The following is a 22,061-nucleotide window of genomic DNA, read 5'->3' on the forward strand; positions in this document are numbered from 1 at the left end:
TGGCTGCGCGTTCAGCGGCCGTGCAGTCCCGTGCCGGGGAGGTCGGGGCGGACCAGGACCTTCACGTGGTCGTCGGGAACGTACGCCATGGAAGGCGCGGGACCCTGCCCGCCCGGGGTGAAGACTCCGCCGCGCTCGATGCGGTCGAGGCGGGCCATGACCGAACGTTCGTCGTTGTACGCGGCGGGCAGCAGCACGCGCGCGCAGATCAGCTCGAGCTGGAGCCGCGGAGCGTTGGCGCCGCGCAGCTCGGTCAGGCCCTCGTTGACGAGGTCGGCGGCCCGGCTGAGCTCGGCGGCGCCGAACGTGCTCGCCTGCGCCTGCATCCGCTCCACCACATCGGCCGGAGCGTCGATGAGCCCCTTATCCGCGGCGTCGGGAACGGCGGACAGGATCACGAGGTCCCGCAGCCGCTCGAGCAGGTCGGCCACAAAGCGCCGCGGATCGTTGCCGCCCTCGATGACCCGGTCCACGACCTCGAAAGCGGCGGCACCGTCACCGGTGGCGAAGGCCTCGACGACGGAGTCGAGCAGCGAACCGTCCGTATACCCGAGCAGGCCGGTCGCCATGGCATACGTCACACCGTCTTCGCCCGCGCCGGCGAGCAACTGGTCCATGACGGACATGGAGTCACGCACGGACCCCGCGCCGGCCCGGACGACGAGCGGCAGCACGCCCTCCGCGACGGCCATGGCCTCCTTGCCGCACACCTCGCCCAGGTAGTCGCGCAGCGTCCCCGGCGGCACGAGCCGGAACGGGTAGTGGTGCGTCCTGGACCGGATCGTCCCGATGACCTTCTCGGGCTCGGTGGTCGCGAAGATGAACTTGAGGTGCTCCGGCGGCTCCTCGACCACCTTCAGCAGCGCGTTGAAACCCGCCGATGTGACCATGTGGGCCTCATCGATGATGTAGATCTTGTAGCGGCTGGAGGCGGGCCCGAAGAAGGCCTTCTCCCGCAGATCACGCGCGTCGTCCACACCACCGTGCGAAGCGGCGTCGATCTCGATGACGTCGATCGACCCCCGCCCGTTGCGCGCGAGGTCCTGGCACGACTGGCACTCCCCGCACGGAGTCGGGGTGGGCCCCTGCTCACAGTTGAGACAGCGGGCCAGAATGCGCGCGCTGGTCGTCTTGCCACAGCCGCGCGGGCCCGAAAACAGGTACGCGTGATTGACCCGGTTGTTCCGCAGCGCCTGCTGCAGCGGGTCGGTTACATGTTCCTGCCCGATGACCTCGGCGAACGACTCCGGGCGGTAACGGCGATAGAGCGCGAGAGACGACACGCATACGAGGTTATAGGCGCCCACTGACAACCGGACCCGCCACGGGTATGAGCACCGCTCCGGAAACGTAAACGCCCCCCACGCACCCGCCAGAGCCAACCTACCCTTGCTGCCTTCCGGCCCTGGGGGAGTTCAGTCAGATAGCGCCACGTGAGGGGCTGACGCCCACAGTACCCGATCCCCCACCGTGGAAAGAACCCGGTGGTCCGACCCCCGATCCGTCGACGTTCTTGATCATCCACATGGTCGCGAGCACTCCTCGGCGTCTTGTATTGTTTGCGGCGGAGGATTCGCCTAGTGGCCTAGGGCGCACGCTTGGAAAGCGTGTTGGGGGCAACCCCTCACGAGTTCGAATCTCGTATCCTCCGCACCCGCCCGTCAGGGCAGACGTAGGGCCCCACCGTTTCGGCGGTGGGGCCCTACGTCGTTTCGCGGTGCCTTCTCTCCTCGGCGGGTGAGTACCACCAGTCGCATCCGCACGCTCGGAAACACGCTGCGCAGCTGGGCTCTCCTGCCCTACGGCGACGGGGGCACTGGGCAGGGCCTCACGGTGCGGACCGTGCCGCGCCCGTCCTGGGGAAAACCCCACCCCCAAGACACCCCGCAGCCCCATGTCCCCGGCGGCGTCGAATCGCGAGGCTGGTGGCATGACCTCGACCACGCTGTCCTACGCGAGCACCACTCCGACCGCGCCGCGGGACCCGGCCCGCTCGTACTCCCGCCCGGGGTTCTGGCGCGCTCCGTTCTCCGGTGTCACCCATCGCGAGATCGGCCACACGCTCACGTCGCTCCCCGTCGCGATCGCCGGGTTCGTCTTCGCCGTGACGATGTTCGCTCTGGGGGTGAGCACGCTCGTCGTGTGGATCGGTCTTCCGGTGCTCGCGGCGGCGCTGGGCGGCGCGCGCGGTCTCGGTGCGGCCGAGCGGGGCAGGGCGCGCGGCCTGCTCGGGCTGGACGTGGCGGCGCCCGCCGCGCCCGCCGCGGGGCTGCGGGGGCGGCTCGCCGACGCCGCCGGGTGGAAGGCGCTGCTCTTCCACACGGTGATGTTCCCGTGGCGCGTGCTGTCCTTCGTCCTGTCCGTGACCTTCCTGGTCACGGGCTGGGTGGTCGCGCTCTTCCCGACCTACTCCTGGGTCTTCCACCGCTACCTGGACTGGCCCGGCTACCGGATCTACGACTTCACGACCGACGCCGGCGTGCACCACGCGTACTACGTGGAGTCGCCCGCCCAGATCGCCGCGGTCTCGGCCATCGGGTTCGTGCTCGTGTTCCTGACGCCGCAGTTGGTGCGCGCTCTGACGAACCTCGACCGCGTCGCGATCCGCTCACTGCTCGGCGGCACCCGCTGACCCCCGCGTGAGGACCGGGCGCAGCGCGTCCAGGACCGCCACGTCATCGACCGTCGACGGCACTGGTTCGTCCAGGCCGTCGGCGATGCCGCGCATGGTCCTGCGCAGGATCTTGCCGGAGCGGGTCTTGGGCAGGGCCGCCACCACGGCGACCTCCTTCAGGGACGCGACGGCGCCGATCCGGTCCCGTACGAGCTGGACGAGTTCCGCCTCGATCACCGCGGGATCGGTCGAGACCCCCGCCTTCAGCACCACGAGGCCGCGCGGCACCTGGCCCTTGAGCGAGTCCGCGACGCCGATCACGGCGCACTCCGCCACATCCGGGTGCGAGGCGAGCACCTCCTCCATCCCGCCCGTGGACAGGCGGTGCCCCGCGACGTTGATGACGTCGTCCGTCCGCCCCATCACGAACACATAGCCGTCCTCGTCCACGTGCCCGCCGTCGCCGGTCAGGTAGTAGCCGTCGAACGCCGAGAGGTACGAGGAGACGAAGCGCTCGTCGTCGTTCCAGAGGGTGGGGAGGGAGCCCGGCGGCATGGGGAGGCGGACGACGATCGCGCCGTCCTCGCCGGGCGGCACCGGCTTGCCGTCCCCGTTTACGACGCGCACGTCCCATCCCGGCAGCGGGAACGTCGGGGAGCCCGCCTTCACCGGCGCGGCCTCGATGCCCACCGGGTTCGCGACGATCGGCCAGCCCGTCTCGGTCTGCCACCAGTGGTCGATCACCGGGATGCCGAGCAGCTCGCTCGCCCAGTGGTACGTCTCCGGGTCGAGGCGCTCCCCGGCCAGGAAGAGGTAGGCGAGGCCGGTCAGGTCGTACGCGCGCGTGAACTCCCCTTCCGGGTCGACCTTCTTGATCGCCCGGAACGCCGTCGGCGCCGTGAACAGCGTCTTCACCCCGTGCTCCGCCGCCACCCGCCAGAACTGACCCGCGTCCGGGGTGCCGACCGGCTTCCCCTCGTAGAGGACGGTCGTGGCGCCGGCAAGCAGCGGGGCGTACACGATGTACGAGTGGCCGACGACCCAGCCCACGTCGGACGCGGTGAACATGGTCTCGCCGGGGCCCACGTCGTACACGGCCTCCATGGACCAGCGCAGCGCCACCGCGTATCCGCCGCAGTCGCGGACGACTCCCTTGGGTTTTCCGGTCGTTCCGGACGTGTAGAGGATGTAGAGCGGGTCCGTCGCCGCCATCGACACGCAGTCGGCAGGGCGCGCCTCGCGCATCGCTTCCGCCCAGTCCACGTCCCGGCCCTGCGTCAATTCGGCCGGCCCCTCCGGGCGTTGGAGGATGACGCAGGCGTCCGGCTTGTGCTGCGCCAGGTCCACCGCCCGGTCGAGGAGCGGCTTGTACGGGACCACCCGCGCCCCCTCGACCCCGCAGGACGCCGACACGACGACCTTCGGTGCCGCGTCGTCGATCCGCACCGCCAGCTCGTTCGCCGCGAAGCCGCCGAAGACGACGGAGTGCACGGCCCCGATCCGCGCGCAGGCGAGCATCGCGACGACGGCCTCCGGGACCATCGGCATATAGAGGACGACCCGGTCGCCGCGCCCGACCCCGAGACCGGCGAGCACCCCGGCGAAGGTGGCGACCTGGTCGGTCAACTCCTCGTAGGTGTACGTGCGTTTGGTGTCCGTCACCGGGGAGTCGTACACGAGTGCGGGCTGGGCGCCGCGGCCCGCCGCCACATGGCGGTCGAGCGCGTTGTGACAGACGTTCAGCTCGCCGTCGGGGAACCAGCGGTGGAAGGGGGCGCGCGAGGAGTCGAGGGCCCGGGTCGGGGGCGTGTCCCAGTCGATCGCGCCGGCCGCCGTGAGCCAGAAGCCCTCCGGGTCCTCGGTGCTCGCTCGGAAGACTTCCTCGTACGACGGCATGCCCGCACTCCTTTGCGCAGAACCCGACCCGCGGAGCCCCCGGCAACAGGGCTCCCGTAGCGACGGGAACACGATCAGGTCAGGCGGTGACCGCCGTCAACAGCACCGCCGCATCCGTCAGCGCGAGGAGTCCGTGCCGTTCCTGCGGGACCGGGTGCAGCTGGCCCTGTGTGAGGGTGACGTCGCCGGAGACCGCGGTGAGGCGGACCTGGCCGCGCAGCACCTGGAGGGTGGCCGCGGGCGGGGCGTTGTGCTCCTCCAGGTTGCTGCCCTCGGTCAACGCGATGACGCTCTGGCGCAACAGCGGGTCCTCCTTGATGAGGAGTTCGGCGCTGCGGCCGTGCTCGGCCTTGCGGGCCGCGGCCAGATGGTCGTCGGCGAGGGCCACGAGATCGTACGGGGCGGGCGTCGTGGAAGTCATGACATCAGGGTTACCTCGGACGGCGCCCCTATGCGCCACGCCGGGCCGGGACCCCGGCGTGGCGACCCGGACGGCGCGGCGCGATCATCGACGTATGAGCCGTATGGACGTCACCCTCCACCTCGCCCAGGAGCCCGCAGCCGACGAACTCCTCGGCCGCAGCCCGCTCGCCGCGCTCGTCGGGATGCTGCTCGACCAGCAGGTGCCCATGGAGTGGGCGTTCGCGGGCCCGCGCACCATCGCCACGCGCCTGAACGTCGACGACCTCGACGCGTACGAGATCGCCGCCCAGGATCCCGAGGCGTTCGCCGCACTGCTCTCCGAGAAGCCGGCCGTGCACCGCTACCCCGACTCCATGGCCAAGCGTGTGCAGCAGTTGTGCCAGTACCTCGTCGACCACTACGAGGGCGACGCGGCCGCCGTGTGGGAGGGCGTCGACACCGGCAAGGAGGTGCTGCGGCGCCTGAACGAGCTGCCCGGCTTCGGCAAGCAGAAGGCCCAGATCTTCCTGGCCCTGCTCGGCAAGCAGCTCGGGGTGCGGCCGTCGGGCTGGCGGGAGGCGGCGGGCGCGTACGGCGAGCCGAAGGCGTTCCGCTCGGTCGCCGACATCACGGGCCCCGAGTCCCTCACCAAGGTGCGCGCCCACAAGCAGGAGATGAAGGCCGCCGCCAAGGCGGAGAAGGCGGCGAAGTCCGCCAAGTAGCGGGACCGCGGGGGCCGGGCGGGCGGGGCCCGATTGCTGTCAGCCGGGTGCCGGGTCGGTAACCCATGAGGGCGGATCTGCGGCTCCATGGATCACGTCGTGGCCGGTGGTGGGCAGAGACGGGGCATGAGCACCGCCACGTCCGCCGCTGCCCCGGGCCACCGTGTCCCGGGCCTGGTGCGCGCGCTCGTGGTGCTGTTCGCCCTGCTGTTCGCGCCGCTGGCCGCCGTCCCCGCCGGGGCCTCGGCGCCGCCGCCCGCCGCCGCTTCCTCCTCCTGCGAGCCGGGCGAGGGGACCAGGGACACCTCCGAAGAGGCCCTCCGGCTGCCGACGGGACATCCCGTCCGGCTCCTCACGACACCGCCCCAGTACGCCCCGCCGCGCCCTCTCGTCGCCGCGCGCCCCGACACCACGACGCACCCCGCGCCGCCGTCCCGCCGCGCCCTGCGCACCGTCGTCCTGCGCTGCTGACAGGCCCCGCCCCCGGCCCGTCAACACTCACGCACGACTTCGAAAAGGACGGCAGTACTCTCATGCCCAAGGACCCCTACGCGCTCCTGCGCGCCCTGATGCGCGCGGAGGCCGCACGCGGCGAACGCGCCTCTACGGAGAAGACGACCCCGCCCACCTCGCGGGACCGGCGGACGCCGGGCAAGAAGAACAACCGCTGACGACCGTTGCGGCCGGTTCCCCGCGCCCCCGTACGGGACGCGGGGAACCACCCGTCAACGAGGCGCCCCCGACTACCCCGGATGGGCCGCGAACACGCCTGCTTTCCGTCAACTCACCGGCGGCGCCACTCATTTCAGGCCCCTGTGCCTGGCTCGACTGGACCCGGTTGGAGCCGGTTCAGCACGGTATTTCCCGGCTGTGTACCGCGTCCCCATGGCTGCGCCCGGAGAGCCTTGCCCGGTAGGCTTTCCGTGTGATCTTCAAGCGCATCGGAAACGGCCGGCCGTACCCCGACCACGGCCGGGAAAGCACCCGGCAGTGGGCGGACGTCGCGCCGCGCCCGGTCCGCCTCGATCAGCTGGTGACGACCAAGGGCCAGCTCGATCTGGAGACCCTGCTCGCCGAGGACTCGACGTTCTACGGCGACCTCTTCGCGCACGTCGTGAAGTGGCAGGGCGATCTCTACCTGGAGGACGGCCTGCACCGCGCCGTGCGCGCCGCGCTCCAGCAGCGCCAGGTGCTCCACGCACGCGTGCTCGAGCTCGGCTGACCGCACTTCGGGGCTGACGGCGCTTCAGGACCATATTGGCCCTTTTGGGTTGGACTGGGCGACTGACCGTGATCATTTAATAGGCATCGTCGCCGCACAGGATTACGCTGCGCCCATGAGCATGCTCACTCCCCCCGGCATGGGCGGCAAGTACCGCATCACAGGGGACAAATACCCCCGCATGCGGCGCGGGCGCCCGCGCAACAGGATCGTGCTCGCGGTCGTCGCGTCCGTCGCCGCGATCGGGCTGATCGGCTGGGGCTCGTTCCAGCTGGTCGACGTCTTCACAGGGGGTGACAAGGCCAGCGCGGCAGGGGCGAAGTCCGGCGCCTGCGAGAAGCGGCCGAGCGCGTCGCCCTCCCCCGGCAAGGCGGCCCAGAAGCTGCCGACCCCCTCCCAGATCACCGTGAACGTTCTGAACGCCACGGCCCGCGGCGGCCTGGCCAAGGACACCGCGGACGAGCTGAAGAAGCGCGGCTTCAAGATCGGTGACGTGGGCAACGCCACGAAGGCGTACGACAAGAAGGTCAAGGGCCCCGGCATACTGCTCGGCGCCTCGGCGGCCACCGAAGCGGCCCTCCCGGTCCTCGGCACGCAGCTGACCGGCGCCGAGCTGAAGGCGGACAAGCGCGCGAAGCCGACCGAGGTCGACCTGATCATCGGTTCCGGCTTCAAGAAGCTCACGAAGAAGCCGGCCGCGGACAAGGCGCTCTCGGCGCTGAGCCACCCGAAGCCGAAGCCGTCGGCCTCCGGCGCGGGCTGCTGACGGGACCCGGACAGCGAAAAGCCGCGGACGTTCGTCCGCGGCTTTTTCCGTTCCCGTACGGCGTCGGGCGTCGGCTACTCGGCGACCCCGTACATCCGGTCCCCGGCGTCGCCGAGGCCCGGAACGATGTACCCGTGCTCGTTGAGCCGCTCGTCGACCGAGGCCGTCACGACGGTGACCGGCGTGCCGGCCAGCTCGCGCTCCATGATCTCGACGCCCTCGGGGGCGGCGAGCAGCACCACGGCCGTGACGTCGTCGGCGCCGCGCTTGATCAGTTCCTGGATCGCCGCGACGAGCGTGCCGCCCGTGGCCAGCATCGGGTCCAGGACGTACACCTGGCGCCCGGAGAGGTCGTCCGGCATCCGCGTCGCGTACGTCGCGGGCTGCAGCGTCTCTTCGTTGCGGACCATGCCGAGGAAGCCCACCTCGGCGGTCGGCAGGAGGCGCACCATGCCGTCGAGCATGCCGAGGCCCGCGCGCAGGATCGGCACCACCAGCGGGCGCGGGTACGACAGCTTGACGCCGGTCGTCCGCGAGACGGGGGTGTCGATGTCGACCTGCTCGGTGCGCACGTCCCTGGTCGCCTCATAGGCGAGCAGGGTGACCAGCTCGTCGGCCAGGCGCCGGAAGGTCGGGGAGTCGGTGCGCTGGTCGCGCAGCGTAGTGAGCTTGTGCGCCACCAAAGGGTGGTCGACGACGTGGATCCGCATGTCATCAACAGTAACCGGCCACAGGGCCGCGGCTCCCCCGTGCGGTGGCATCAACGGCCGGTGCGGAGGGAAGGTGGAAGGGACTCGCCGACTGGCGCCGACTGGGCGGACTGGGGTGGTGTGGCCGATGGCGGACGAGAAGCGTCGGGAGCGGCCCGAGCGGGAGTCGGGCGGGCCCGAACCGGATACGGAGCCGGAGACGGACGCCGAGCGCAGGCGCAGGCGGGCCCTGTTCCTGCGGGAACTGACCGAGGCGCGGGAGCTGCGCGCCAGGGTCCAGCCACGCCGCGCCCGGGCCGCGCGGATGCGACAGCAGATGCGTATGCGCACGTTTCGCTGGTGAAGGGCCCCGCCGATCCGCGCGGGATCCGCGTCTTCCGGAGGCCCCGGGAAGACGCGCCACGAACACAGCGCGCGGAAGACCTCTCTTGGAGCCGGACTTTCTGCCACGATTCCGAGTGGGCGGGGCTTGAACTGCACTCCCCGCCTCCACAACCCCGCCGGGGGGATTCCCGACCGGCACACCTGAGACCAGTGGGAGAGTCACGGTGTACTTCGCCGCACTGCTCGCGCGCACCGAAGACGGGTGGGAAGCGAGCGACACAGAGCTCGACGACGTGGAGACCCTGTCGGACCTGTCCGACCTGGCCCGCGAGGCGGCGGCCGAGGCCGGCGCCGAGGACGACACCATCCTCGTCTTCATCGAACAAGAGGACGCCTGGTTCGGCGTCGTCCGCATCGACGGCGAGGAGGACCCTCGCATCTACGTCTCCGACGCGGCCGCGGCCGCCCGCAGCAGCTACGGCGAGATCCTGCTCACCGACGAACTGCTCGGCAAGGCTCCGGACGGTTCGGAGGCCGTCGACGACCTGGACGCCCTGGACCTGGACGGGACGGAGGACGGCGAACCGGGCGACGAGGCGGCGTCCGACGACGAGGACGCCGGAGGCGAGGTGGTGCCGCCCGGCCCGCTCGGCGACAGCGGGGTCCTGGCCGACCTGGGCGTCCCCGAGAAGGACCTGCTCACCCTCGACGGGGCGGACGCGCTGAGCGAGATCGCCGACGCCCTGGGCGCATCGGAAGTCCTGGAGACGGTGCGGTGACCGCCGCGGGGATAGATTCCTCGCCGTGACACCCACCGACGCCGCTCCCGTCCCCGATCCCGATCCCGTACGAGACCCCTGGAAGCCGCCGATGCGGCAGGCCCTGGCCGAGGCCGGGCTCGCCGCGGCGGGCGGTGACGTTCCCGTCGGCGCCGTCGTGCTGGCGCCGGACGGGACCACCGTGCTCGCGCGGGCGCACAACGAGCGGGAGCTGACCGGGGACCCGACCGCGCACGCCGAGGTGCTGGCGCTGCGCAGGGCCGCACAAGAGTTGAGCACAGCGGCGCGCAGCGCCTCCGGCAAGGGCGGCGGTGGGAGACGGGTGGGAGAGTGGCGGCTGACCGGCTGCACGCTCGTCGTCACGCTTGAGCCGTGCACCATGTGCGCGGGCGCGCTCGTGCAGTCCCGCGTGGACCGGGTCGTCTACGGGGCCCGCGACGAAAAGGCGGGGGCGGCCGGCTCGCTGTGGGACGTGATCCGCGACCGGCGGCTCAACCACAGGCCCGAAGTGATCTCCGGCGTACTGACCGAGGAGTGTGCGACACAGCTCACCCGTTTCTTCAGAGAAACGGATTTCGGACCACGGCCCACCATGGGCTAGAGTTCCTCTCGGTAGCGTGTCCGAGCGGCCGAAGGAGCTCGCCTCGAAAGCGAGTGTGGGGAAACTCACCGTGGGTTCAAATCCCACCGCTACCGCCGGCCGAAGGGGCGGATCCGACAAGGATCCGCCCCTTCGCTTTTGCCCGGCCGCGCTCAGCCCGTCTGCGGCCCCGTTGCGGGCGGCCAGGACTGCTGGGTCTGCGGGGGCTGTTCGACACCGAACCGGACCTCGGACAGCGCCTTCTTCACGGGGACCTTGGCCAGGTATCCGGAGCCGAAGCAGATGTTCTGCACCACGTACCAGAACTTCTCGGCACCGGTCATCTCGCAGAGCCCGTACTCGCTGAGGGCCTTCTTCGAAGGGATCTTCGCGAAGTAGGCGGCCGCGAACGAGATGCATCCGAGGACGTACCAGAACGACTCCGCACCGGTGGTGGTGCCTCGCCCGAGGGTCTGGGTCTGATTGGCCATGGAATGTGTCTCCTCGTAAGGGTCCTATGGGCGAGCCCATGCTGCTCCCCTGTCGGGGAAGGTGAAGGCAGGAACACAGAAACGCCCCGACACCTGTCGATAGGTGCCGGAGCATTCACGTCCGGTTCAGGACGGGGGGAGTGGTATCGGGGGGACAAACCACTCCCCCCGATGAGGACGGACTCCCGTAGCCCGCGCCGCTTCCGGGGGGAAGCTGCGGCGCGGACCCCGCAGTCGGGGTCACGTCCCTGCCCTTCGGATTCCTGCCAGACCCTCCGGGCTCATCACCAATACTGCCCCTTTGTGGGGGTGCGGGGTGTCGGCAAAAGACCCGTAAGCGGAGGCCGTTGGTCCTTAAAGGTCGCGTCGGTGATCGTCCGCGTTAGACTCGCCGCCGTCCGACAGGGGTCGGACGGGGATCAGACACGGGTACGGGGAGGCAACGTGGTGCAGTCGAAGAAAGTCGCGCTCTTCGTCGGGGTGGTCTTCGTGCTCTACGTGATCATCACCGATCCCAAGACGGCCGCCGATTACGTCCAGATAGGGTTCGAAGGCGTATCGTCCGCCGCCCAGTCCATAGGCGACTTCATGACCTGGGTCGTCAACGGCGGGAAGTAGCGGCAAGCCGGCCGTCAGCACCCCAGGGAGCACCCCGTGATCCGCCATCTGGTCCTTTTCAAGCTCAACGACGGTGTGAGCCGTGACGAACCGCGCGTGGCCGAGGGCGTCGAGGCCTTCCGCGCGCTGGGCGCGAAGATTCCCGAGCTGACGTTCTGGGAGTGCGACTGGAACATCACCGACCGGCCGATCGCCTACGACTTCGCGATCAACTCGGCCGTCGAGGACACCGACGCCCTGAAGCGGTACATCGAGCACCCCGCCCACCAGGAGGGCGTCGCGATGTGGCGAGAGTTCGCCACGTGGGTGATCGCGGACTACGAGTTCTGAGCGCACCCGCCGGACCGTCACACGTTCGAGAAGCCTCTCACCGGAACGGTGAGGGGCTTTCGTGCGTCCTGAGCCCGGCCCCGTGCCCCAACTCGGCCTTCAACACGGAGTTATGCGGTGCTTGCACACAGTGCACATGTCTTGTGATGCTATGACCGCTTTTGACCGATGAGTTGACGGAAACAGAGGTGGAGTTGACCGTGCCGGCCAGTACTGCGCCTCAAGAAGCACCGCCCGAAGCGCCGCCCGAGACACCGCCCGAGGCGCCGCCCACGCCCGCGAAGAGCCGGGGCGCCGACGCCCGCGCCCTGACCCAGGTCCTCTTCTCGCAGATCAAGGACCTCCTGCCGGGCAGCCCCGAGCACTCCAGGGTGCGCGGCGCCCTGATCGAGGCGAACCTGCCGCTCGTTCGGTACGCGGCGGCCCGCTTCCGCAGCCGCAACGAGCCGATGGAGGACGTCGTCCAGGTCGGCACCATCGGCCTGATCAACGCCATCGACCGCTTCGACCCGGACCGCGGCGTCCAGTTCCCGACCTTCGCGATGCCCACCGTCGTCGGCGAGATCAAGCGGTACTTCCGCGACAACGTCCGCACCGTGCACGTACCGCGCCGCCTCCACGAGCTGTGGGTGCAGGTCAACGGCGCGACCGAGGACCTGACGACCGCCTTCGGGCGCTCCCCGACCACCGCCGAGATCGCCGAACGGCTGCGGATCGGCGAGGACGAGGTGCTCGCCTGCATCGAGGCGGGCCGCTCGTACCACGCGACGTCCCTGGAGGCGGCGCAGGAGGGCGACGGGATGCCCGGCCTGCTCGACCGGCTCGGCTACGAGGACCCGGAGCTGGACGGCGTCGAGCACCGCGATCTCGTACGGCACCTCCTCGTACAGCTGCCCGAGCGGGAGCAACGGATCCTTTTGCTTCGCTACTACAGCAATCTGACGCAATCTCAGATCAGCGCGGAACTGGGGGTCTCACAGATGCACGTGTCAAGGCTCCTCGCCCGCAGCTTCGCTCGACTTCGGTCCGCAAACAGGATCGATGCCTAGCTCGAACGGGTAGACAAGGCGCGCGGCGCATTTCCCGCCGGAAACCGCGCCACCTCGCGCCACACCCCTTGCTTCCTGCGCCGATCCATCCCATACATGTCGACATGTCACTACAGCGTGTTGCCGACATGTGACATTCTGCTGGAACGGCGTTTGGCGCAGCCCCTCGTCCGGTATTCAGGTGGAGGCTGCGCTCTTACCTGACGGGAGCGTCCGCCGCGACCGTCCGCGACCTCAAGGGGGTGGCATGTCCGCAGACCAGGGCAGCTCGAAGGTGCTCACGCTCACGCCCGGCGCACCCGCCGCGACCGATGACATGAGCGAGCAGACGCCTGCCGCGCTGATCGACGCTCCTGTTCCCGCTTCGGTTCCGGCCCAGGCAGCCGAGAGCCCCGAGGTGTCCGTGACACCTCCTACAAGCGGGGCCATCGACACCCGCACCCTGTCCCGTTCCCTGTTCCTGCGTCTTGCCACGCTCGACGAGCACAGCCCGGAGCGGGCGTACGTCCGCGACACCCTGATCGAGCTGAACCTGCCGCTGGTGCGCTACGCGGCCGCCCGGTTCCGCAGTCGCAACGAGCCGATGGAGGACATCGTCCAGGTCGGCACGATCGGTCTGATCAAGGCGATCGACCGTTTCGACTGCGAACGCGGCGTGGAGTTCCCGACGTTCGCGATGCCGACGGTGGTCGGCGAGATCAAGCGGTTCTTCCGGGACACCTCGTGGTCGGTGCGCGTGCCGCGCCGCCTCCAGGAGCTGCGGCTCGCCCTGACCAAGGCCAGTGACGAGCTCGCGCAGAAGCTGGACCGCTCGCCGACCGTCCCGGAGCTCGCCGTGGTGCTCGGCGTCTCCGAGGAGGACGTGGTCGACGGCCTCGCGGTGGGCAACGCGTACACCGCGTCCTCCCTGGACTCGCCCGCGCCCGAGGACGACGGCGGCGAGGGCTCCCTCGCGGACCGGCTCGGCTACGAGGACACGGCGCTGGAGGGCGTCGAGTACCGCGAGTCGCTCAAGCCCCTGCTCGCCAAGCTGCCGCCGCGCGAGCGCCAGATCATCATGCTCCGGTTCTTCGCGAACATGACGCAGTCGCAGATCGGCGAGGAGGTCGGCATCTCGCAGATGCACGTGTCCCGGCTGCTCACGCGGACGCTGTCACAGCTGCGGGAAGGTCTGATCGCCGACTGAGGGCACCGGCCGGCAGCACCGGCTGATCGCTCGACCGGGTCCGCGGGGTTCCGATTTGACGGAGCGTCAGACACACTGGCGCGATGCTGCGGACTTGGTTGCTCGGTCACAGGAAGGTCGCTGTCGGGGCCGCTTCGGTCGCCGCGGTGTGCGTGAGCGCGGGCGCCGTCGTCGCCCTCGACGGTGGCGACGGACCTGATGCGTACGTGGCCGTGGGTGCGGCGGGAGCCGCGCCCACGCGACCTGGCGACCGGGTCGCGCCCAACGGCAAGGTGGAGCTCGTACCGCTGGACTCCCCCGCGGCGGAAAGCCCTGCCGCCTCGGCCCCCTCGGGCAAGGGCGCGGCGGGCAAGGCGGGCGGCAGCGAGGCCGCGGAAGGCGGAGCGGACGCGGGCGGCGCCCCTCCGGCCGCCGAGGTCCCCGGCGAATCCCCCGGCGACTCCGGCACACCACCCGCCACCGGCAAGCCCTCCGATGGCTCCGGGAGTCCCGAGGGTTCCGGGAGCGGCGGGAGCGCCGCCTCGGGCCGTGGCGACACCCCTTCGTCGTCCCCTTCATCCCCCTCGGGCCCCGCCGTGCTCAAGGTCGGCGACCCCGTGCTCAAGGACGCCGACAAGCGCTGGTGTCAGGACGTGACGCTGGCCCTGCGCAACTCCGGTGGCAGCGCGGTGCGTTCGGGCAAGGTGACCTTCGAGACGCACGTGATCGGCGCCCTGGGTATCGACTGGGCGACCGTCGACGTCACAAAGAAGCTCCCCGTGCCCATCGGGGCCGGGGAGCGGAAGCGGAAGACGTGGACCGTGTGCGTCGACCAGTGGCGCGTCCCCCTCGGCATGCGACTCGAGACCAAGGACGTCGACGTCGACTGGAAGTGAACTGCCTCCAGGGACTGCCTACTTGAGCGCCAGCCAAGCCACGCCCGCCACCACGACGATCGCGAGCACGATGCCGATGATCAGGCCGGCGCTGGGACCGGACTTCGTGGCGGCCGCCTGCTGACGTGCGGGAGGCTGCTCGTCGACGAAGGCGCGGAACATCTGGGTGTTGCCCGCGGGGTCGTTATTGCCCTGGGGGCCGGGGCCTTGGGGGTTGTTAGCCATGGGGCAGGACCCTAGCGAATTGCCGCGAAGGGCGCCACAGTCCGCACGCATGCCATCTGAGCTGCGACTTTACTGATTTGCACTCGATCTTTGCCGCGATTTTATTCTCGATCACCCGGTTTCGTTTGCCTGTGGCAACCAACTGCTTCTATGGTTGCCCTAAGCAACAAATAAAGATCTTTTGGTCAGGAGGTGCCGTGGCCGCACAACGTCACTACGACGAGCTGGCGCGACAGATGAGTGCCTTCGGAGCCGTCAAGAGGGACATGGCGCGGATCCTTCCGCACGACTGCCCGACCGGTTCGGCCGCGGTTCTCACGCTGCTCAAGCGCTACGGCGACATGCGGATGAGCCGCATGGCCGAGCTGCTCGCCGTGGACGTGTCCGTGGCCAGCCGGCACGTGGCACACGTCGCGGACCGCGGTTGGATCGAGCGTCATCCCGACCCCGCTGACAAACGTTCGCGCATCCTCAGCCTCAGCGAAAAAGGCTCGAAGCAGATGGAGGTGCTCAATGAACGGAGCACCCAACTGCTCGCCGACCGGCTGAGCGACTGGTCCGACGACGAGGTCGATCAGCTGATCGCCCTCATGACGCGACTGCGCGAAAGCTTCGGCGACTGCCGCACGACGGGGTCCCGAGCGACGGTTCCGCAGGCCGCCACTGAGCCGACCACCGAGTCGACCGCTCAGATCACCACCCGTACACCCGCGTAATACGTAAGAAAAGGAATCCCATGGCAACAACCACACCGGCCGGTGTGCGGGGCAGCCATCCCAAGCATTCAGGGGCCGCCCCCGAAGCGGGTGCCCCCATGTCGCACCGGCAGATCATGGAGGCGCTGTCCGGGCTGCTGCTCGGCATGTTCGCCGCCATCGTCTCGTCGACGATCGTCACCAACGCCCTGCCGAAGATCATCGGCGATCTGGGCGGTGGCCAGTCCGCCTACACCTGGGTCGTCACGGCCTCGCTGCTCGCGATGACCGCCACCACGCCCCTGTGGGGCAAGATGGCGGACCTGTTCAGCAAGAAGGCCCTGGTCCAGATAGCCCTGGTCGTCTACATCGTGGGTTCGGTCGTCGCCGGCTTCGCGCAGAACCCGGGCATGCTGATCTCCGCCCGTGCCATCCAGGGCATCGGCGCCGGTGGTCTCTCCGCCCTGGCGCAGATCATCATGGCCGCCATGATCGCCCCGCGTGAGCGCGGTCGTTACTCCGGTTACCTCGGCGCCACGTTCGCCGTCGCCACCGTCGGTGGCCCGCTGCTCGGCGGCGTCATCACCGACACCGACTGGCTCGGCTGGCGCTACTGCCTCTTCGTCGGCGTGCCCTTCGCGCTGATCGCCCTGATCGTGCTGCAGAAGACGCTGCACCTGCCGGTGATCAAGCGGAAGGTGAAGGTCGACTGGGCCGGCGCCTTCTTCATCACCGCCGCGGTCTCCCTGCTCCTTCTCTGGGTCACCTTCGCCGACGACAAGTACGACTGGCTGTCGTGGCAGACGTACACGATGGTCGGCGGCGCGATCGTGCTGGCGCTGATCTTCACGCTCGTCGAGTCCAAGGCCAGCGAGCCGATCATCCCGCTGCGCCTCTTCAAGAACCGCACCATCACGCTGGCTTCGCTCGCCTCGCTGTTCGTCGGTGTCGCGATGTTCGCGGGCACCGTGTACTTCTCGCAGTACTTCCAGCTGGCGCGCGGCAAGACGCCCACGATGTCGGGCGTCATGACGATCCCGATGATCGGCGGACTGTTCATCTCGTCCACCGTCTCCGGCCAGATCATCACCCGGACCGGCAAGTGGAAGGCCTGGCTCGTCGCCGGCGGCCTGTTCCTGACCGCGGGTCTGGGCCTGCTCGGCACCATCGAGTACGACACCCCGTACTGGCGCGTCGCGATCTGGATGGCGCTGCTCGGCCTCGGCGTCGGCATGATGATGCAGAACCTCGTGCTCAGCACGCAGAACCAGGTCGCCCCCCAGGACCTCGGTTCCGCCTCGTCGATGGTGACCTTCTTCCGGTCCCTCGGCGGCACGATCGGCGTCTCGGCGCTCGGCTCCGTGATGACCAGCCGCATCAGTCACCACGCCACCGACACCATCGGTTCGCTCAGCCCGCAGGAACAGCAGGCGGCCGGCAAGGCGATGGCCGGCGGCTCGCTGCCGGACATGTCCGTGCTGCCCGGCCCGATCCGCAACTGGCTGGAAGCCGCGTACGGAAGCGGCATCGCCGACATCTTCCTGTACGCCGCGCCGATCGCGTTCCTGGCATTCATCGTCACGATCTTCATCAAGGAGGTTCCCCTGCGTACGACCGGAGCCCTCGAACAGGCCGCGCAGGGCGATTCGACGCCCGCCGCCGCCCCGGCCCAGGCCGCTGCTCCCGCCCCCGCGCCGGAGCAGGTGCCGAGCCTCGTCGGTGCGGGTGCGCCCGTGGCCGACACCCGGACCCAGCGCCTGGCGGCCGTCGCCGCCACCGCCGGTGACGTGCCCGTCGGCGGCACCCCGGTCCGCGGCTTCGTCCGCGGCGCCGAGTCCGCCCCGGTGCCGCGCGCCGCGGTCACCCTGATCTCCCTCGGCGGCCGTCAGCTGGGCCGCGCCGTGGCCCAGGGCGACGGCTCGTACAGCGTCGACGCCCCCGGCGCCGGCTCCTACGTCCTGATCGCCTCGGCCGACGGCTACCAGCCGCAGGCCTCCACCGTCCTGGTGGGCGAGGAGTCGGTCACGTACGACATCCTGCTCAGCGGGACCAGCGGCCTCACCGGTGTGGTGCGGGCCAGCGAGACCAAGGCGCCGGTCGCCGGGGCGATGGTCATCGTCACCGACGTCCGCGGCGATGTCCTCGCCACCGGCCAGTCGGGTCCTGGCGGCGAGTTCACCTTCGCCGAGCTGGTCCCGGGCCCGGTCACGATCGCCGTGAACGCGCCGGGCCACCGGCCCACCGCGCTCCCGGTCGAGGTCACCGGCTCCGGTGTCACCCGCATCGAGATCGACCTGCACTCCGGCTCCCAGGTCCAGGGCACCGTCCGGGCCGCGGGCCGCGCGCTGAACGACGCGCGGGTCACGCTGGTGGACGCCGCGGGCAACGTGGTCGCCACCGCCACCACCGGTGACGACGGCGCGTACGCCTTCACCGACCTGGACGGCGGCGAGTACACCGTGATCGCGACCGGCTACCCGCCGGTGGCCACCGGCCTCAGCGTGAACGGCAGCGGCGTCGACGGCCACGACATCGAACTCGGCCACCCCGGCGAGTAATAGGCCCCGGGCCACCTGAAGGTGTGGTTCGCGCTTTGAGCGGACGCGGACCACACAGGCCCGGTTGTGAGAATGGGCCCCGGACCCGACGGCGTCGCCAACGGCAGGGGACGGCCGAGACGTACGTCGGCCGGGGCCCGTCCACGTAGGGGGAGCACGACCACCCCCCTACGTACGTAAGAACTTGAGCTAGGAGAGCAAAAGCATGGGACTGAGCGCGCGGATCCGCACGCGGGACGGGTGGGCCCTGCCGCACGCCGTCGTCACGGTGACCGACATGACCGGATCGCAGGTGCTGCGGGCAGAGGCCAACGACGAGGGCGCCGTGCACGACCCGGCCGCGCTCGCGCCCGGTCCCTACACGGTGATCGTGACCGCCGTCGGCTACGCCCCCGCCGCCTCCACCGCGATGGTGACGGCGAGCGGCCGGGCCGACGTGGGCAGCATCGTGCTGCACCGCCAGGGCGGCGCCGAACTGCCGCCGCCCGGCCCGTGGATGGTCGACCCGGCCCACTCCTCGGTCGCCGCGACGGCGCAGCACCTCGGGATCACGTCCGTGCACGGGCGGTTCACCGACTTCACGGCGCGCATCGACATAGCGCAGGACGTGGAGAAGTCGCGGGTCGAGGCCGTCATCAGGTCGGCGTCCATCGACACCGGCAACGGGATGCGCGACGGCCACCTGAAGTCCCCGGACTTCCTGGACGTGGAGACGTACCCGGAGATCACCTACCAATCGACCGGCATCGAGCCCGCGGGCACCGACCGCTGGACCGTGCACGGCCAGCTGAGCCTGCACGGCGTGGCGCGCGAGGTCGACCTCGACCTCAGCTACCTGGGCACGGGCGCCGACCCGTGGGGCGGCACCCGCGCGGCGTTCAAGGCGACGGCCGAGCTGAAGCGCGAGGACTTCGCGATGAACTACAACCAGGTCGTGCAGGCCGGCATCGCCGCGATCGGCGCGACGTTGAAGGTCGAGCTCGACATCCAGGCCGTACAGGGCGACGCGCTGCCGCAGATGTGACACCGGCGGGTGTCGGTGGCCGGAGTTAGGCTGCGAAGCATGGCTCCGAACATCGCGACCAACACCCGTGTCTCCATCGCCGAGTTGCTGGACTTCGTACGGCCCCGGCACCGCGCCCTCCTCATCACCGCCCGCGCCGACGGGTCCCCGCAGGCCTCACCACTGACCTGCGGGGTCGACGGCGACGGGCGGATCGTTGTTTCCACCTACCCCGAGCGGGCCAAGACGCGGAACGCGAAGCGGGATCCGCGGGTCAGCCTCGTCGTGCTCAGCGACGAGTGGAACGGGCCGTGGGTGCAGATCGACGGTTCGGCGGAGGTCATCGACTCGCCCGACTCCGTCGAGGCGCTCGTCGAGTACTTCCGGTGCATTTCGGGTGAGCACCCGGACTGGGACGAGTATCGCGAGGCGATGGTCAAGCAGGGGAAGTCGATCATCCGTGTGACGCCGGAGAAGTGGGGTCCCGTGGCCACGGGTGGGTTCCCGGCGAGGTTGGCGTAACCGGTACCGGGGTTGACGTCCCGGGGCGGAGCCCCGAGGCGTCAACGCCGTTGGGACACCAGCGTCTCGATGCCGGCGATCTGGAGGTCGAGGGCCACCTGGAAGTCCATGTCGCGCATCGCGTCCACGTCCCCGCCCTCCTCCACCGCCTCCATCATCCGCTCCGCGTGCGAGAAGTCGTCCGCCATCTCCTCCGGGACGGAGAACGCGGCCATCGCCTTGTGAAAGTACTCGTCCTGGGTGAGGCCCACCTCCGCACAGCGCTGGCGGAAGTGGCCCTCGATGGTGCCGTAGCCGTACACGAACTGGAAGACGGAGGAGACCGCGCCGCGCTGCTGGGCCAGCGTGAGGCCGGTGCGGGCGATGACCCGCTGCACCGCCCGCGAGAACAGCAGCGACTTCGGGCCGACGTTCAGGAAGTTGCCGACGAGCGGCGAGATCCACGGATGCCTGACGAGCAACTCCCGGTAGGTGGCGGCCAGTTCACGCAGCTGCGTCTGCCAGTCCGGCAGCTCCTCCGCGTCCGTGTCCGGGATCTCCAGCTCGCCGAAGGCCTGGTCCAGGGCGAGTTCGAGGAGGTCGTCCTTGGTGTCGACGTACCAGTAGACGGACATCGCGGTGACGCCCAGTTCGCCCGCGAGGCGCCGCATCGAGAACTTGGCGAGCCCCTCCGCGTCCAGGAGCTTCACCGTGGCCCGGGTGATCCGCTCCCGGTCGAGCCCGCTGGGCTGCTCGGCCCGCCGACCGCGCGACGCCCTGGGCCTCGGCTCCACGGCGCCATCCGTGTCCTCGAGCCAGACGCTCATCCGCGCTGCCTTCGCCATGGCGTTCCTTCCCAGGGGTTCCTCGTACGCGGGCGGGGCGGGCCTGCGCACAGGACCGCTCCCCACCCGCACCGATGCTAAGCGGAAGTCACCACTGCTGATTCTGCCCGTTCCGCCCTGCGCAGCAACACCGCCGCGAGCAGGCCGCCGGCGAGCACGGCGACCGCGCCGACCAGTTGGCTGGTCTCCAGACCGGAGGAGAAGGCTTCGCTGATACGGGCCTTCTCACCGGCCGAGTCCGCCGCCGCGAGCGCCGCCGGGAACGAGGCCGCGGAGACCGATACGAGCGCGGCGAAACGGGCGTTCAGGACGGCGCCGAGGACGGCGACACCCAGACCGTTGCCGAACTCCGCGAGGGTGCCGTTGACCCCGGCGCCCACGCCCGCCTTCTCCCGCGGGATCGCGCTCATGATGGCGTTGGCCATGGCCGGCATCGCGAGCGCCATGCCCACGCCCATGACGATCAGGCCGAGCAGCATCCCGCCGTAGCCCTCCCCGCCGAGCAGCGCGATGGCAGCGAGCCCCGCCGCCATGCACGTCATGCCGACCGCGATGGTGAGCGGTGTGCCCATCTTGGGCAGCAGCCGGGCGCCGACCCCCATGAGGTTGAGCGCGACGACGGTGAGTGCCATCGGCGCGGTGCGCAGTCCCGCCTCCAACGGCCCGTACCCGAGCAGGAATTGGAGGTGCTGGGTGAGCAGGAACAGCGAGCCGGCCATGCCGAACGCCACGAGGACGACCCCGGCCACCGCGCCCGTGAACTTCTGGTTGCGGAAGAAGTGCATGTCGAGCATCGGATACGGGATCCGCAGCTCCCACGTCACGAACGCGGCCATCACGAGCACGCCGATCGCGGCCGAAGTGAGCGTGGTCGTGGCCGTCCAGCCGTCGTCGGGGCCCGAGATGATCGCGTAGACGACGCCGGTCATGCCGATGGTGGAGAGCAGCGCGCCGAGCAGGTCGGGGCGGTCGCCCTGGGGGTTCTTCGACTCGGGGACCAGGGCGAGCACCGCGACGAGGCCGACGGCCGCGACGGGGATGTTGATGAGGAAGATCGAGCCCCACCAGAAGTGGTCGAGCAGCACGCCGCCGACCAGCGGGCCGACGGCGAAGCCGAGCGTGCTGACCGTGGACCACAGGGCGATCGCCCGGACGCGCTCGGCCTCGCTGAAGATCTGGACGACGACCGCGAGCGTCGACGTCATCATCAGCGCGCCGCCGACGCCCATGCCCGCGCGGGCGGCGATCAGCTGCCCGGTGGAGCCGGCGAACGCGGCGGTCAGCGAGCCGACGCCGAAGATCGCGAGGCCCGCCGCGAGCATCTTCTTGCGGCCGTAGCGGTCGGAGGCGCTGCCCGCGGTGAGCAGCAGTCCTGACTGGACGAGCGAGTAGGCGCTGATCATCCACTGGATGTCGGACGTCGAGGCCTCCAGTTCCCGGGTGAGGGAGGGGATCGCGACGTTCAGGACGGTGTTGTCGAGCAGCACGGTCAGCTGGGCGAGGCAGATGACGCCGAGGATGAGCCAGCGCTGGGGGTGGCCCGCGATGACCTGGGGTGCCTTGGGTGCCTGGGTGGCCGGCTCGGCCGTGGGGGCCATGGACACTCCTCTACGGTGTATGGGGTTGACGTCTCCCATACACCGTAGAGGGTGCGCTGTACGCCGTACAAG

At 70.1% G+C, this 22,061-nt stretch carries 25 protein-coding genes, 2 tRNA genes, 1 other RNA gene and 1 pseudogene; 20 read left to right on the forward strand and 9 right to left on the reverse strand.

What is annotated here, in order from left to right:
* Positions 1-74 precede the first annotated feature (74 nt).
* Both OKJ99_RS40790 and ffs read right to left on the reverse strand, forming a co-directional pair.
* Positions 75-1,283 (reverse strand): annotated as a pseudogene (locus tag OKJ99_RS40790) (DNA polymerase III subunit gamma and tau); the annotation flags it as partial.
* Positions 1,284-1,350: 67 nt separating this feature from the next.
* Positions 1,351-1,445, reverse strand: an RNA gene (gene ffs / locus OKJ99_RS40795) — signal recognition particle sRNA small type.
* 121 nt (positions 1,446-1,566) lie between these two features.
* Between ffs and OKJ99_RS40800 the strand changes: the two genes are divergently transcribed.
* Both OKJ99_RS40800 and OKJ99_RS40805 read left to right on the forward strand, forming a co-directional pair.
* Positions 1,567-1,651, forward strand: a tRNA-Ser gene (locus tag OKJ99_RS40800).
* A gap of 279 nt (positions 1,652-1,930) precedes the next feature.
* Positions 1,931-2,632 (forward strand): sensor domain-containing protein, encoded by a 702-nt coding sequence (locus tag OKJ99_RS40805; RefSeq protein WP_326023593.1) that lies wholly within the window; start codon positions 1,931-1,933, stop codon positions 2,630-2,632.
* On the opposite strand, the gene OKJ99_RS40810 is transcribed toward OKJ99_RS40805, so the two are convergent.
* Together OKJ99_RS40810 and OKJ99_RS40815 are read right to left on the reverse strand one after the other, a co-directional pair.
* Positions 2,609-4,510 (reverse strand): propionyl-CoA synthetase, encoded by a 1,902-nt coding sequence (locus tag OKJ99_RS40810; RefSeq protein ID WP_326023594.1) that lies wholly within the window; start codon positions 4,508-4,510, stop codon positions 2,609-2,611. The genes OKJ99_RS40805 and OKJ99_RS40810 overlap by 24 nt on opposite strands.
* 79 nt (positions 4,511-4,589) lie before the next feature.
* Positions 4,590-4,931: a cupin domain-containing protein gene (locus OKJ99_RS40815; RefSeq protein WP_326023595.1), complete on the reverse strand. Its 342-nt coding sequence runs from the start codon at positions 4,929-4,931 to the stop codon at positions 4,590-4,592.
* Positions 4,932-5,034: 103 nt separating this feature from the next.
* Here OKJ99_RS40815 and OKJ99_RS40820 point away from each other — a divergent pair, with 103 nt between their 5' ends.
* The 5 genes from OKJ99_RS40820 (at position 5,035) to OKJ99_RS40840 (ending at position 7,622) form a co-directional block, all read left to right on the forward strand.
* Positions 5,035-5,634 carry an HhH-GPD-type base excision DNA repair protein gene (locus tag OKJ99_RS40820; RefSeq protein ID WP_326023638.1) on the forward strand — a complete coding sequence of 200 codons (600 nt, stop codon included), beginning with the start codon at positions 5,035-5,037 and terminating at the stop codon, positions 5,632-5,634.
* 126 nt (positions 5,635-5,760) lie between these two features.
* Positions 5,761-6,105: a hypothetical protein gene (locus OKJ99_RS40825; protein ID WP_326023597.1), complete on the forward strand. Its 345-nt coding sequence runs from the start codon at positions 5,761-5,763 to the stop codon at positions 6,103-6,105.
* Between the two features lie 62 nt (positions 6,106-6,167).
* Positions 6,168-6,305 carry a hypothetical protein gene (locus OKJ99_RS40830; RefSeq protein ID WP_326023599.1) on the forward strand — a complete coding sequence of 46 codons (138 nt, stop codon included), beginning with the start codon at positions 6,168-6,170 and terminating at the stop codon, positions 6,303-6,305.
* A gap of 254 nt (positions 6,306-6,559) precedes the next feature.
* Positions 6,560-6,856, forward strand: a complete 297-nt coding sequence (locus OKJ99_RS40835) for a type II toxin-antitoxin system VapB family antitoxin (RefSeq protein ID WP_003955420.1) — start codon at positions 6,560-6,562, stop codon at positions 6,854-6,856.
* Positions 6,857-6,971: 115 nt separating this feature from the next.
* The gene (locus OKJ99_RS40840) at positions 6,972-7,622 is read left to right on the forward strand and encodes a LytR C-terminal domain-containing protein (protein WP_326023601.1); all 651 of its coding nucleotides are present in this window, start codon (positions 6,972-6,974) and stop codon (positions 7,620-7,622) included.
* 74 nt (positions 7,623-7,696) lie between these two features.
* On the opposite strand, the gene upp is transcribed toward OKJ99_RS40840, so the two are convergent.
* Positions 7,697-8,332: a uracil phosphoribosyltransferase gene (upp, locus tag OKJ99_RS40845; protein WP_266712219.1), complete on the reverse strand. Its 636-nt coding sequence runs from the start codon at positions 8,330-8,332 to the stop codon at positions 7,697-7,699.
* 127 nt (positions 8,333-8,459) lie between these two features.
* On the opposite strand from upp, the gene OKJ99_RS40850 reads away from it, so the two are divergent.
* From OKJ99_RS40850 to OKJ99_RS40865, 4 genes are all read left to right on the forward strand, one after another.
* Positions 8,460-8,675 (forward strand): hypothetical protein, encoded by a 216-nt coding sequence (locus tag OKJ99_RS40850; RefSeq protein WP_326023603.1) that lies wholly within the window; start codon positions 8,460-8,462, stop codon positions 8,673-8,675.
* 205 nt (positions 8,676-8,880) lie between these two features.
* Positions 8,881-9,435: a tRNA adenosine deaminase-associated protein gene (locus tag OKJ99_RS40855; protein WP_326023605.1), complete on the forward strand. Its 555-nt coding sequence runs from the start codon at positions 8,881-8,883 to the stop codon at positions 9,433-9,435.
* A 91-nt stretch (positions 9,436-9,526) separates the two neighbouring features.
* Entirely contained in the window at positions 9,527-10,036 is a 510-nt protein-coding gene (locus OKJ99_RS40860; protein WP_326023639.1) for a nucleoside deaminase, read from the forward strand.
* Between the two features lie 10 nt (positions 10,037-10,046).
* Positions 10,047-10,131, forward strand: a tRNA-Ser gene (locus OKJ99_RS40865).
* Between the two features lie 57 nt (positions 10,132-10,188).
* On the opposite strand, the gene OKJ99_RS40870 is transcribed toward OKJ99_RS40865, so the two are convergent.
* Positions 10,189-10,506: a hypothetical protein gene (locus tag OKJ99_RS40870; RefSeq protein WP_326023607.1), complete on the reverse strand. Its 318-nt coding sequence runs from the start codon at positions 10,504-10,506 to the stop codon at positions 10,189-10,191.
* A gap of 447 nt (positions 10,507-10,953) precedes the next feature.
* Between OKJ99_RS40870 and OKJ99_RS40875 the strand changes: the two genes are divergently transcribed.
* From OKJ99_RS40875 to OKJ99_RS40895, 5 genes are all read left to right on the forward strand, one after another.
* Positions 10,954-11,124 carry a hypothetical protein gene (locus OKJ99_RS40875; RefSeq protein WP_326023645.1) on the forward strand — a complete coding sequence of 57 codons (171 nt, stop codon included), beginning with the start codon at positions 10,954-10,956 and terminating at the stop codon, positions 11,122-11,124.
* Between the two features lie 36 nt (positions 11,125-11,160).
* Positions 11,161-11,454: a Dabb family protein gene (locus OKJ99_RS40880; protein WP_266712213.1), complete on the forward strand. Its 294-nt coding sequence runs from the start codon at positions 11,161-11,163 to the stop codon at positions 11,452-11,454.
* A 161-nt stretch (positions 11,455-11,615) separates the two neighbouring features.
* Entirely contained in the window at positions 11,616-12,503 is an 888-nt protein-coding gene (locus OKJ99_RS40885; protein WP_326023609.1) for an RNA polymerase sigma factor SigF, read from the forward strand.
* A gap of 247 nt (positions 12,504-12,750) precedes the next feature.
* Positions 12,751-13,689, forward strand: coding sequence for an RNA polymerase sigma factor SigF (locus tag OKJ99_RS40890; RefSeq protein ID WP_326023611.1), 939 nt, complete (start codon positions 12,751-12,753; stop codon positions 13,687-13,689).
* 83 nt (positions 13,690-13,772) lie between these two features.
* Positions 13,773-14,564, forward strand: a complete 792-nt coding sequence (locus tag OKJ99_RS40895) for a hypothetical protein (RefSeq protein ID WP_326023613.1) — start codon at positions 13,773-13,775, stop codon at positions 14,562-14,564.
* A gap of 18 nt (positions 14,565-14,582) precedes the next feature.
* Here the strand turns inward: OKJ99_RS40895 and OKJ99_RS40900 are convergent, their stop codons facing one another.
* Positions 14,583-14,789, reverse strand: a complete 207-nt coding sequence (locus OKJ99_RS40900; RefSeq protein WP_326023615.1) for a hypothetical protein — start codon at positions 14,787-14,789, stop codon at positions 14,583-14,585.
* A 197-nt stretch (positions 14,790-14,986) separates the two neighbouring features.
* On the opposite strand from OKJ99_RS40900, the gene OKJ99_RS40905 reads away from it, so the two are divergent.
* The 4 genes from OKJ99_RS40905 (at position 14,987) to OKJ99_RS40920 (ending at position 19,567) form a co-directional block, all read left to right on the forward strand.
* Positions 14,987-15,505: a MarR family winged helix-turn-helix transcriptional regulator gene (locus tag OKJ99_RS40905; RefSeq protein ID WP_326023617.1), complete on the forward strand. Its 519-nt coding sequence runs from the start codon at positions 14,987-14,989 to the stop codon at positions 15,503-15,505.
* Between the two features lie 20 nt (positions 15,506-15,525).
* Positions 15,526-18,042, forward strand: a complete 2,517-nt coding sequence (locus tag OKJ99_RS40910) for an MFS transporter (protein ID WP_326023618.1) — start codon at positions 15,526-15,528, stop codon at positions 18,040-18,042.
* Between the two features lie 205 nt (positions 18,043-18,247).
* Entirely contained in the window at positions 18,248-19,066 is an 819-nt protein-coding gene (locus OKJ99_RS40915; protein ID WP_326023620.1) for a YceI family protein, read from the forward strand.
* A gap of 39 nt (positions 19,067-19,105) precedes the next feature.
* Positions 19,106-19,567 (forward strand): PPOX class F420-dependent oxidoreductase, encoded by a 462-nt coding sequence (locus tag OKJ99_RS40920; RefSeq protein WP_326023621.1) that lies wholly within the window; start codon positions 19,106-19,108, stop codon positions 19,565-19,567.
* A gap of 41 nt (positions 19,568-19,608) precedes the next feature.
* Here the strand turns inward: OKJ99_RS40920 and OKJ99_RS40925 are convergent, their stop codons facing one another.
* Both OKJ99_RS40925 and OKJ99_RS40930 read right to left on the reverse strand, forming a co-directional pair.
* Positions 19,609-20,391: a TetR/AcrR family transcriptional regulator gene (locus OKJ99_RS40925; RefSeq protein ID WP_326023622.1), complete on the reverse strand. Its 783-nt coding sequence runs from the start codon at positions 20,389-20,391 to the stop codon at positions 19,609-19,611.
* Between the two features lie 77 nt (positions 20,392-20,468).
* The gene (locus tag OKJ99_RS40930) at positions 20,469-21,989 is read right to left on the reverse strand and encodes an MFS transporter (RefSeq protein WP_326023624.1); all 1,521 of its coding nucleotides are present in this window, start codon (positions 21,987-21,989) and stop codon (positions 20,469-20,471) included.
* Positions 21,990-22,061 lie beyond the last annotated feature (72 nt).

The organism is Streptomyces endophyticus (assembly GCF_035798155.1).
Lineage (GTDB): Bacteria > Actinomycetota > Actinomycetes > Streptomycetales > Streptomycetaceae > Streptomyces > Streptomyces endophyticus.

Excerpts from the sequence above, each read along its gene's own strand:
- OKJ99_RS40910 (WP_326023618.1), top strand. The coding sequence starts at position 15,526 with ATGGCAACAACCACACCGGCCGGTGTGCGGGGCAGCCATCCCAAGCAT.
- OKJ99_RS40810 (WP_326023594.1), bottom strand. The coding sequence starts at position 4,510 with ATGCCGTCGTACGAGGAAGTCTTCCGAGCGAGCACCGAGGACCCGGAG.
- OKJ99_RS40805 (WP_326023593.1), top strand. The coding sequence starts at position 1,931 with ATGACCTCGACCACGCTGTCCTACGCGAGCACCACTCCGACCGCGCCG.
- OKJ99_RS40900 (WP_326023615.1), bottom strand. The coding sequence starts at position 14,789 with ATGGCTAACAACCCCCAAGGCCCCGGCCCCCAGGGCAATAACGACCCC.
- OKJ99_RS40870 (WP_326023607.1), bottom strand. The coding sequence starts at position 10,506 with ATGGCCAATCAGACCCAGACCCTCGGGCGAGGCACCACCACCGGTGCG.
- OKJ99_RS40815 (WP_326023595.1), bottom strand. The coding sequence starts at position 4,931 with ATGACTTCCACGACGCCCGCCCCGTACGATCTCGTGGCCCTCGCCGAC.
- OKJ99_RS40895 (WP_326023613.1), top strand. The coding sequence starts at position 13,773 with ATGCTGCGGACTTGGTTGCTCGGTCACAGGAAGGTCGCTGTCGGGGCC.
- OKJ99_RS40920 (WP_326023621.1), top strand. The coding sequence starts at position 19,106 with ATGGCTCCGAACATCGCGACCAACACCCGTGTCTCCATCGCCGAGTTG.
- OKJ99_RS40850 (WP_326023603.1), top strand. The coding sequence starts at position 8,460 with ATGGCGGACGAGAAGCGTCGGGAGCGGCCCGAGCGGGAGTCGGGCGGG.
- OKJ99_RS40820 (WP_326023638.1), top strand. The coding sequence starts at position 5,035 with ATGGACGTCACCCTCCACCTCGCCCAGGAGCCCGCAGCCGACGAACTC.
- OKJ99_RS40890 (WP_326023611.1), top strand. The coding sequence starts at position 12,751 with ATGTCCGCAGACCAGGGCAGCTCGAAGGTGCTCACGCTCACGCCCGGC.
- upp (WP_266712219.1), bottom strand. The coding sequence starts at position 8,332 with ATGCGGATCCACGTCGTCGACCACCCTTTGGTGGCGCACAAGCTCACT.
- OKJ99_RS40825 (WP_326023597.1), top strand. The coding sequence starts at position 5,761 with ATGAGCACCGCCACGTCCGCCGCTGCCCCGGGCCACCGTGTCCCGGGC.
- OKJ99_RS40925 (WP_326023622.1), bottom strand. The coding sequence starts at position 20,391 with ATGGCGAAGGCAGCGCGGATGAGCGTCTGGCTCGAGGACACGGATGGC.
- OKJ99_RS40840 (WP_326023601.1), top strand. The coding sequence starts at position 6,972 with ATGAGCATGCTCACTCCCCCCGGCATGGGCGGCAAGTACCGCATCACA.
- OKJ99_RS40915 (WP_326023620.1), top strand. The coding sequence starts at position 18,248 with ATGGGACTGAGCGCGCGGATCCGCACGCGGGACGGGTGGGCCCTGCCG.
- OKJ99_RS40830 (WP_326023599.1), top strand. The coding sequence starts at position 6,168 with ATGCCCAAGGACCCCTACGCGCTCCTGCGCGCCCTGATGCGCGCGGAG.
- OKJ99_RS40930 (WP_326023624.1), bottom strand. The coding sequence starts at position 21,989 with ATGGCCCCCACGGCCGAGCCGGCCACCCAGGCACCCAAGGCACCCCAG.
- OKJ99_RS40860 (WP_326023639.1), top strand. The coding sequence starts at position 9,527 with ATGCGGCAGGCCCTGGCCGAGGCCGGGCTCGCCGCGGCGGGCGGTGAC.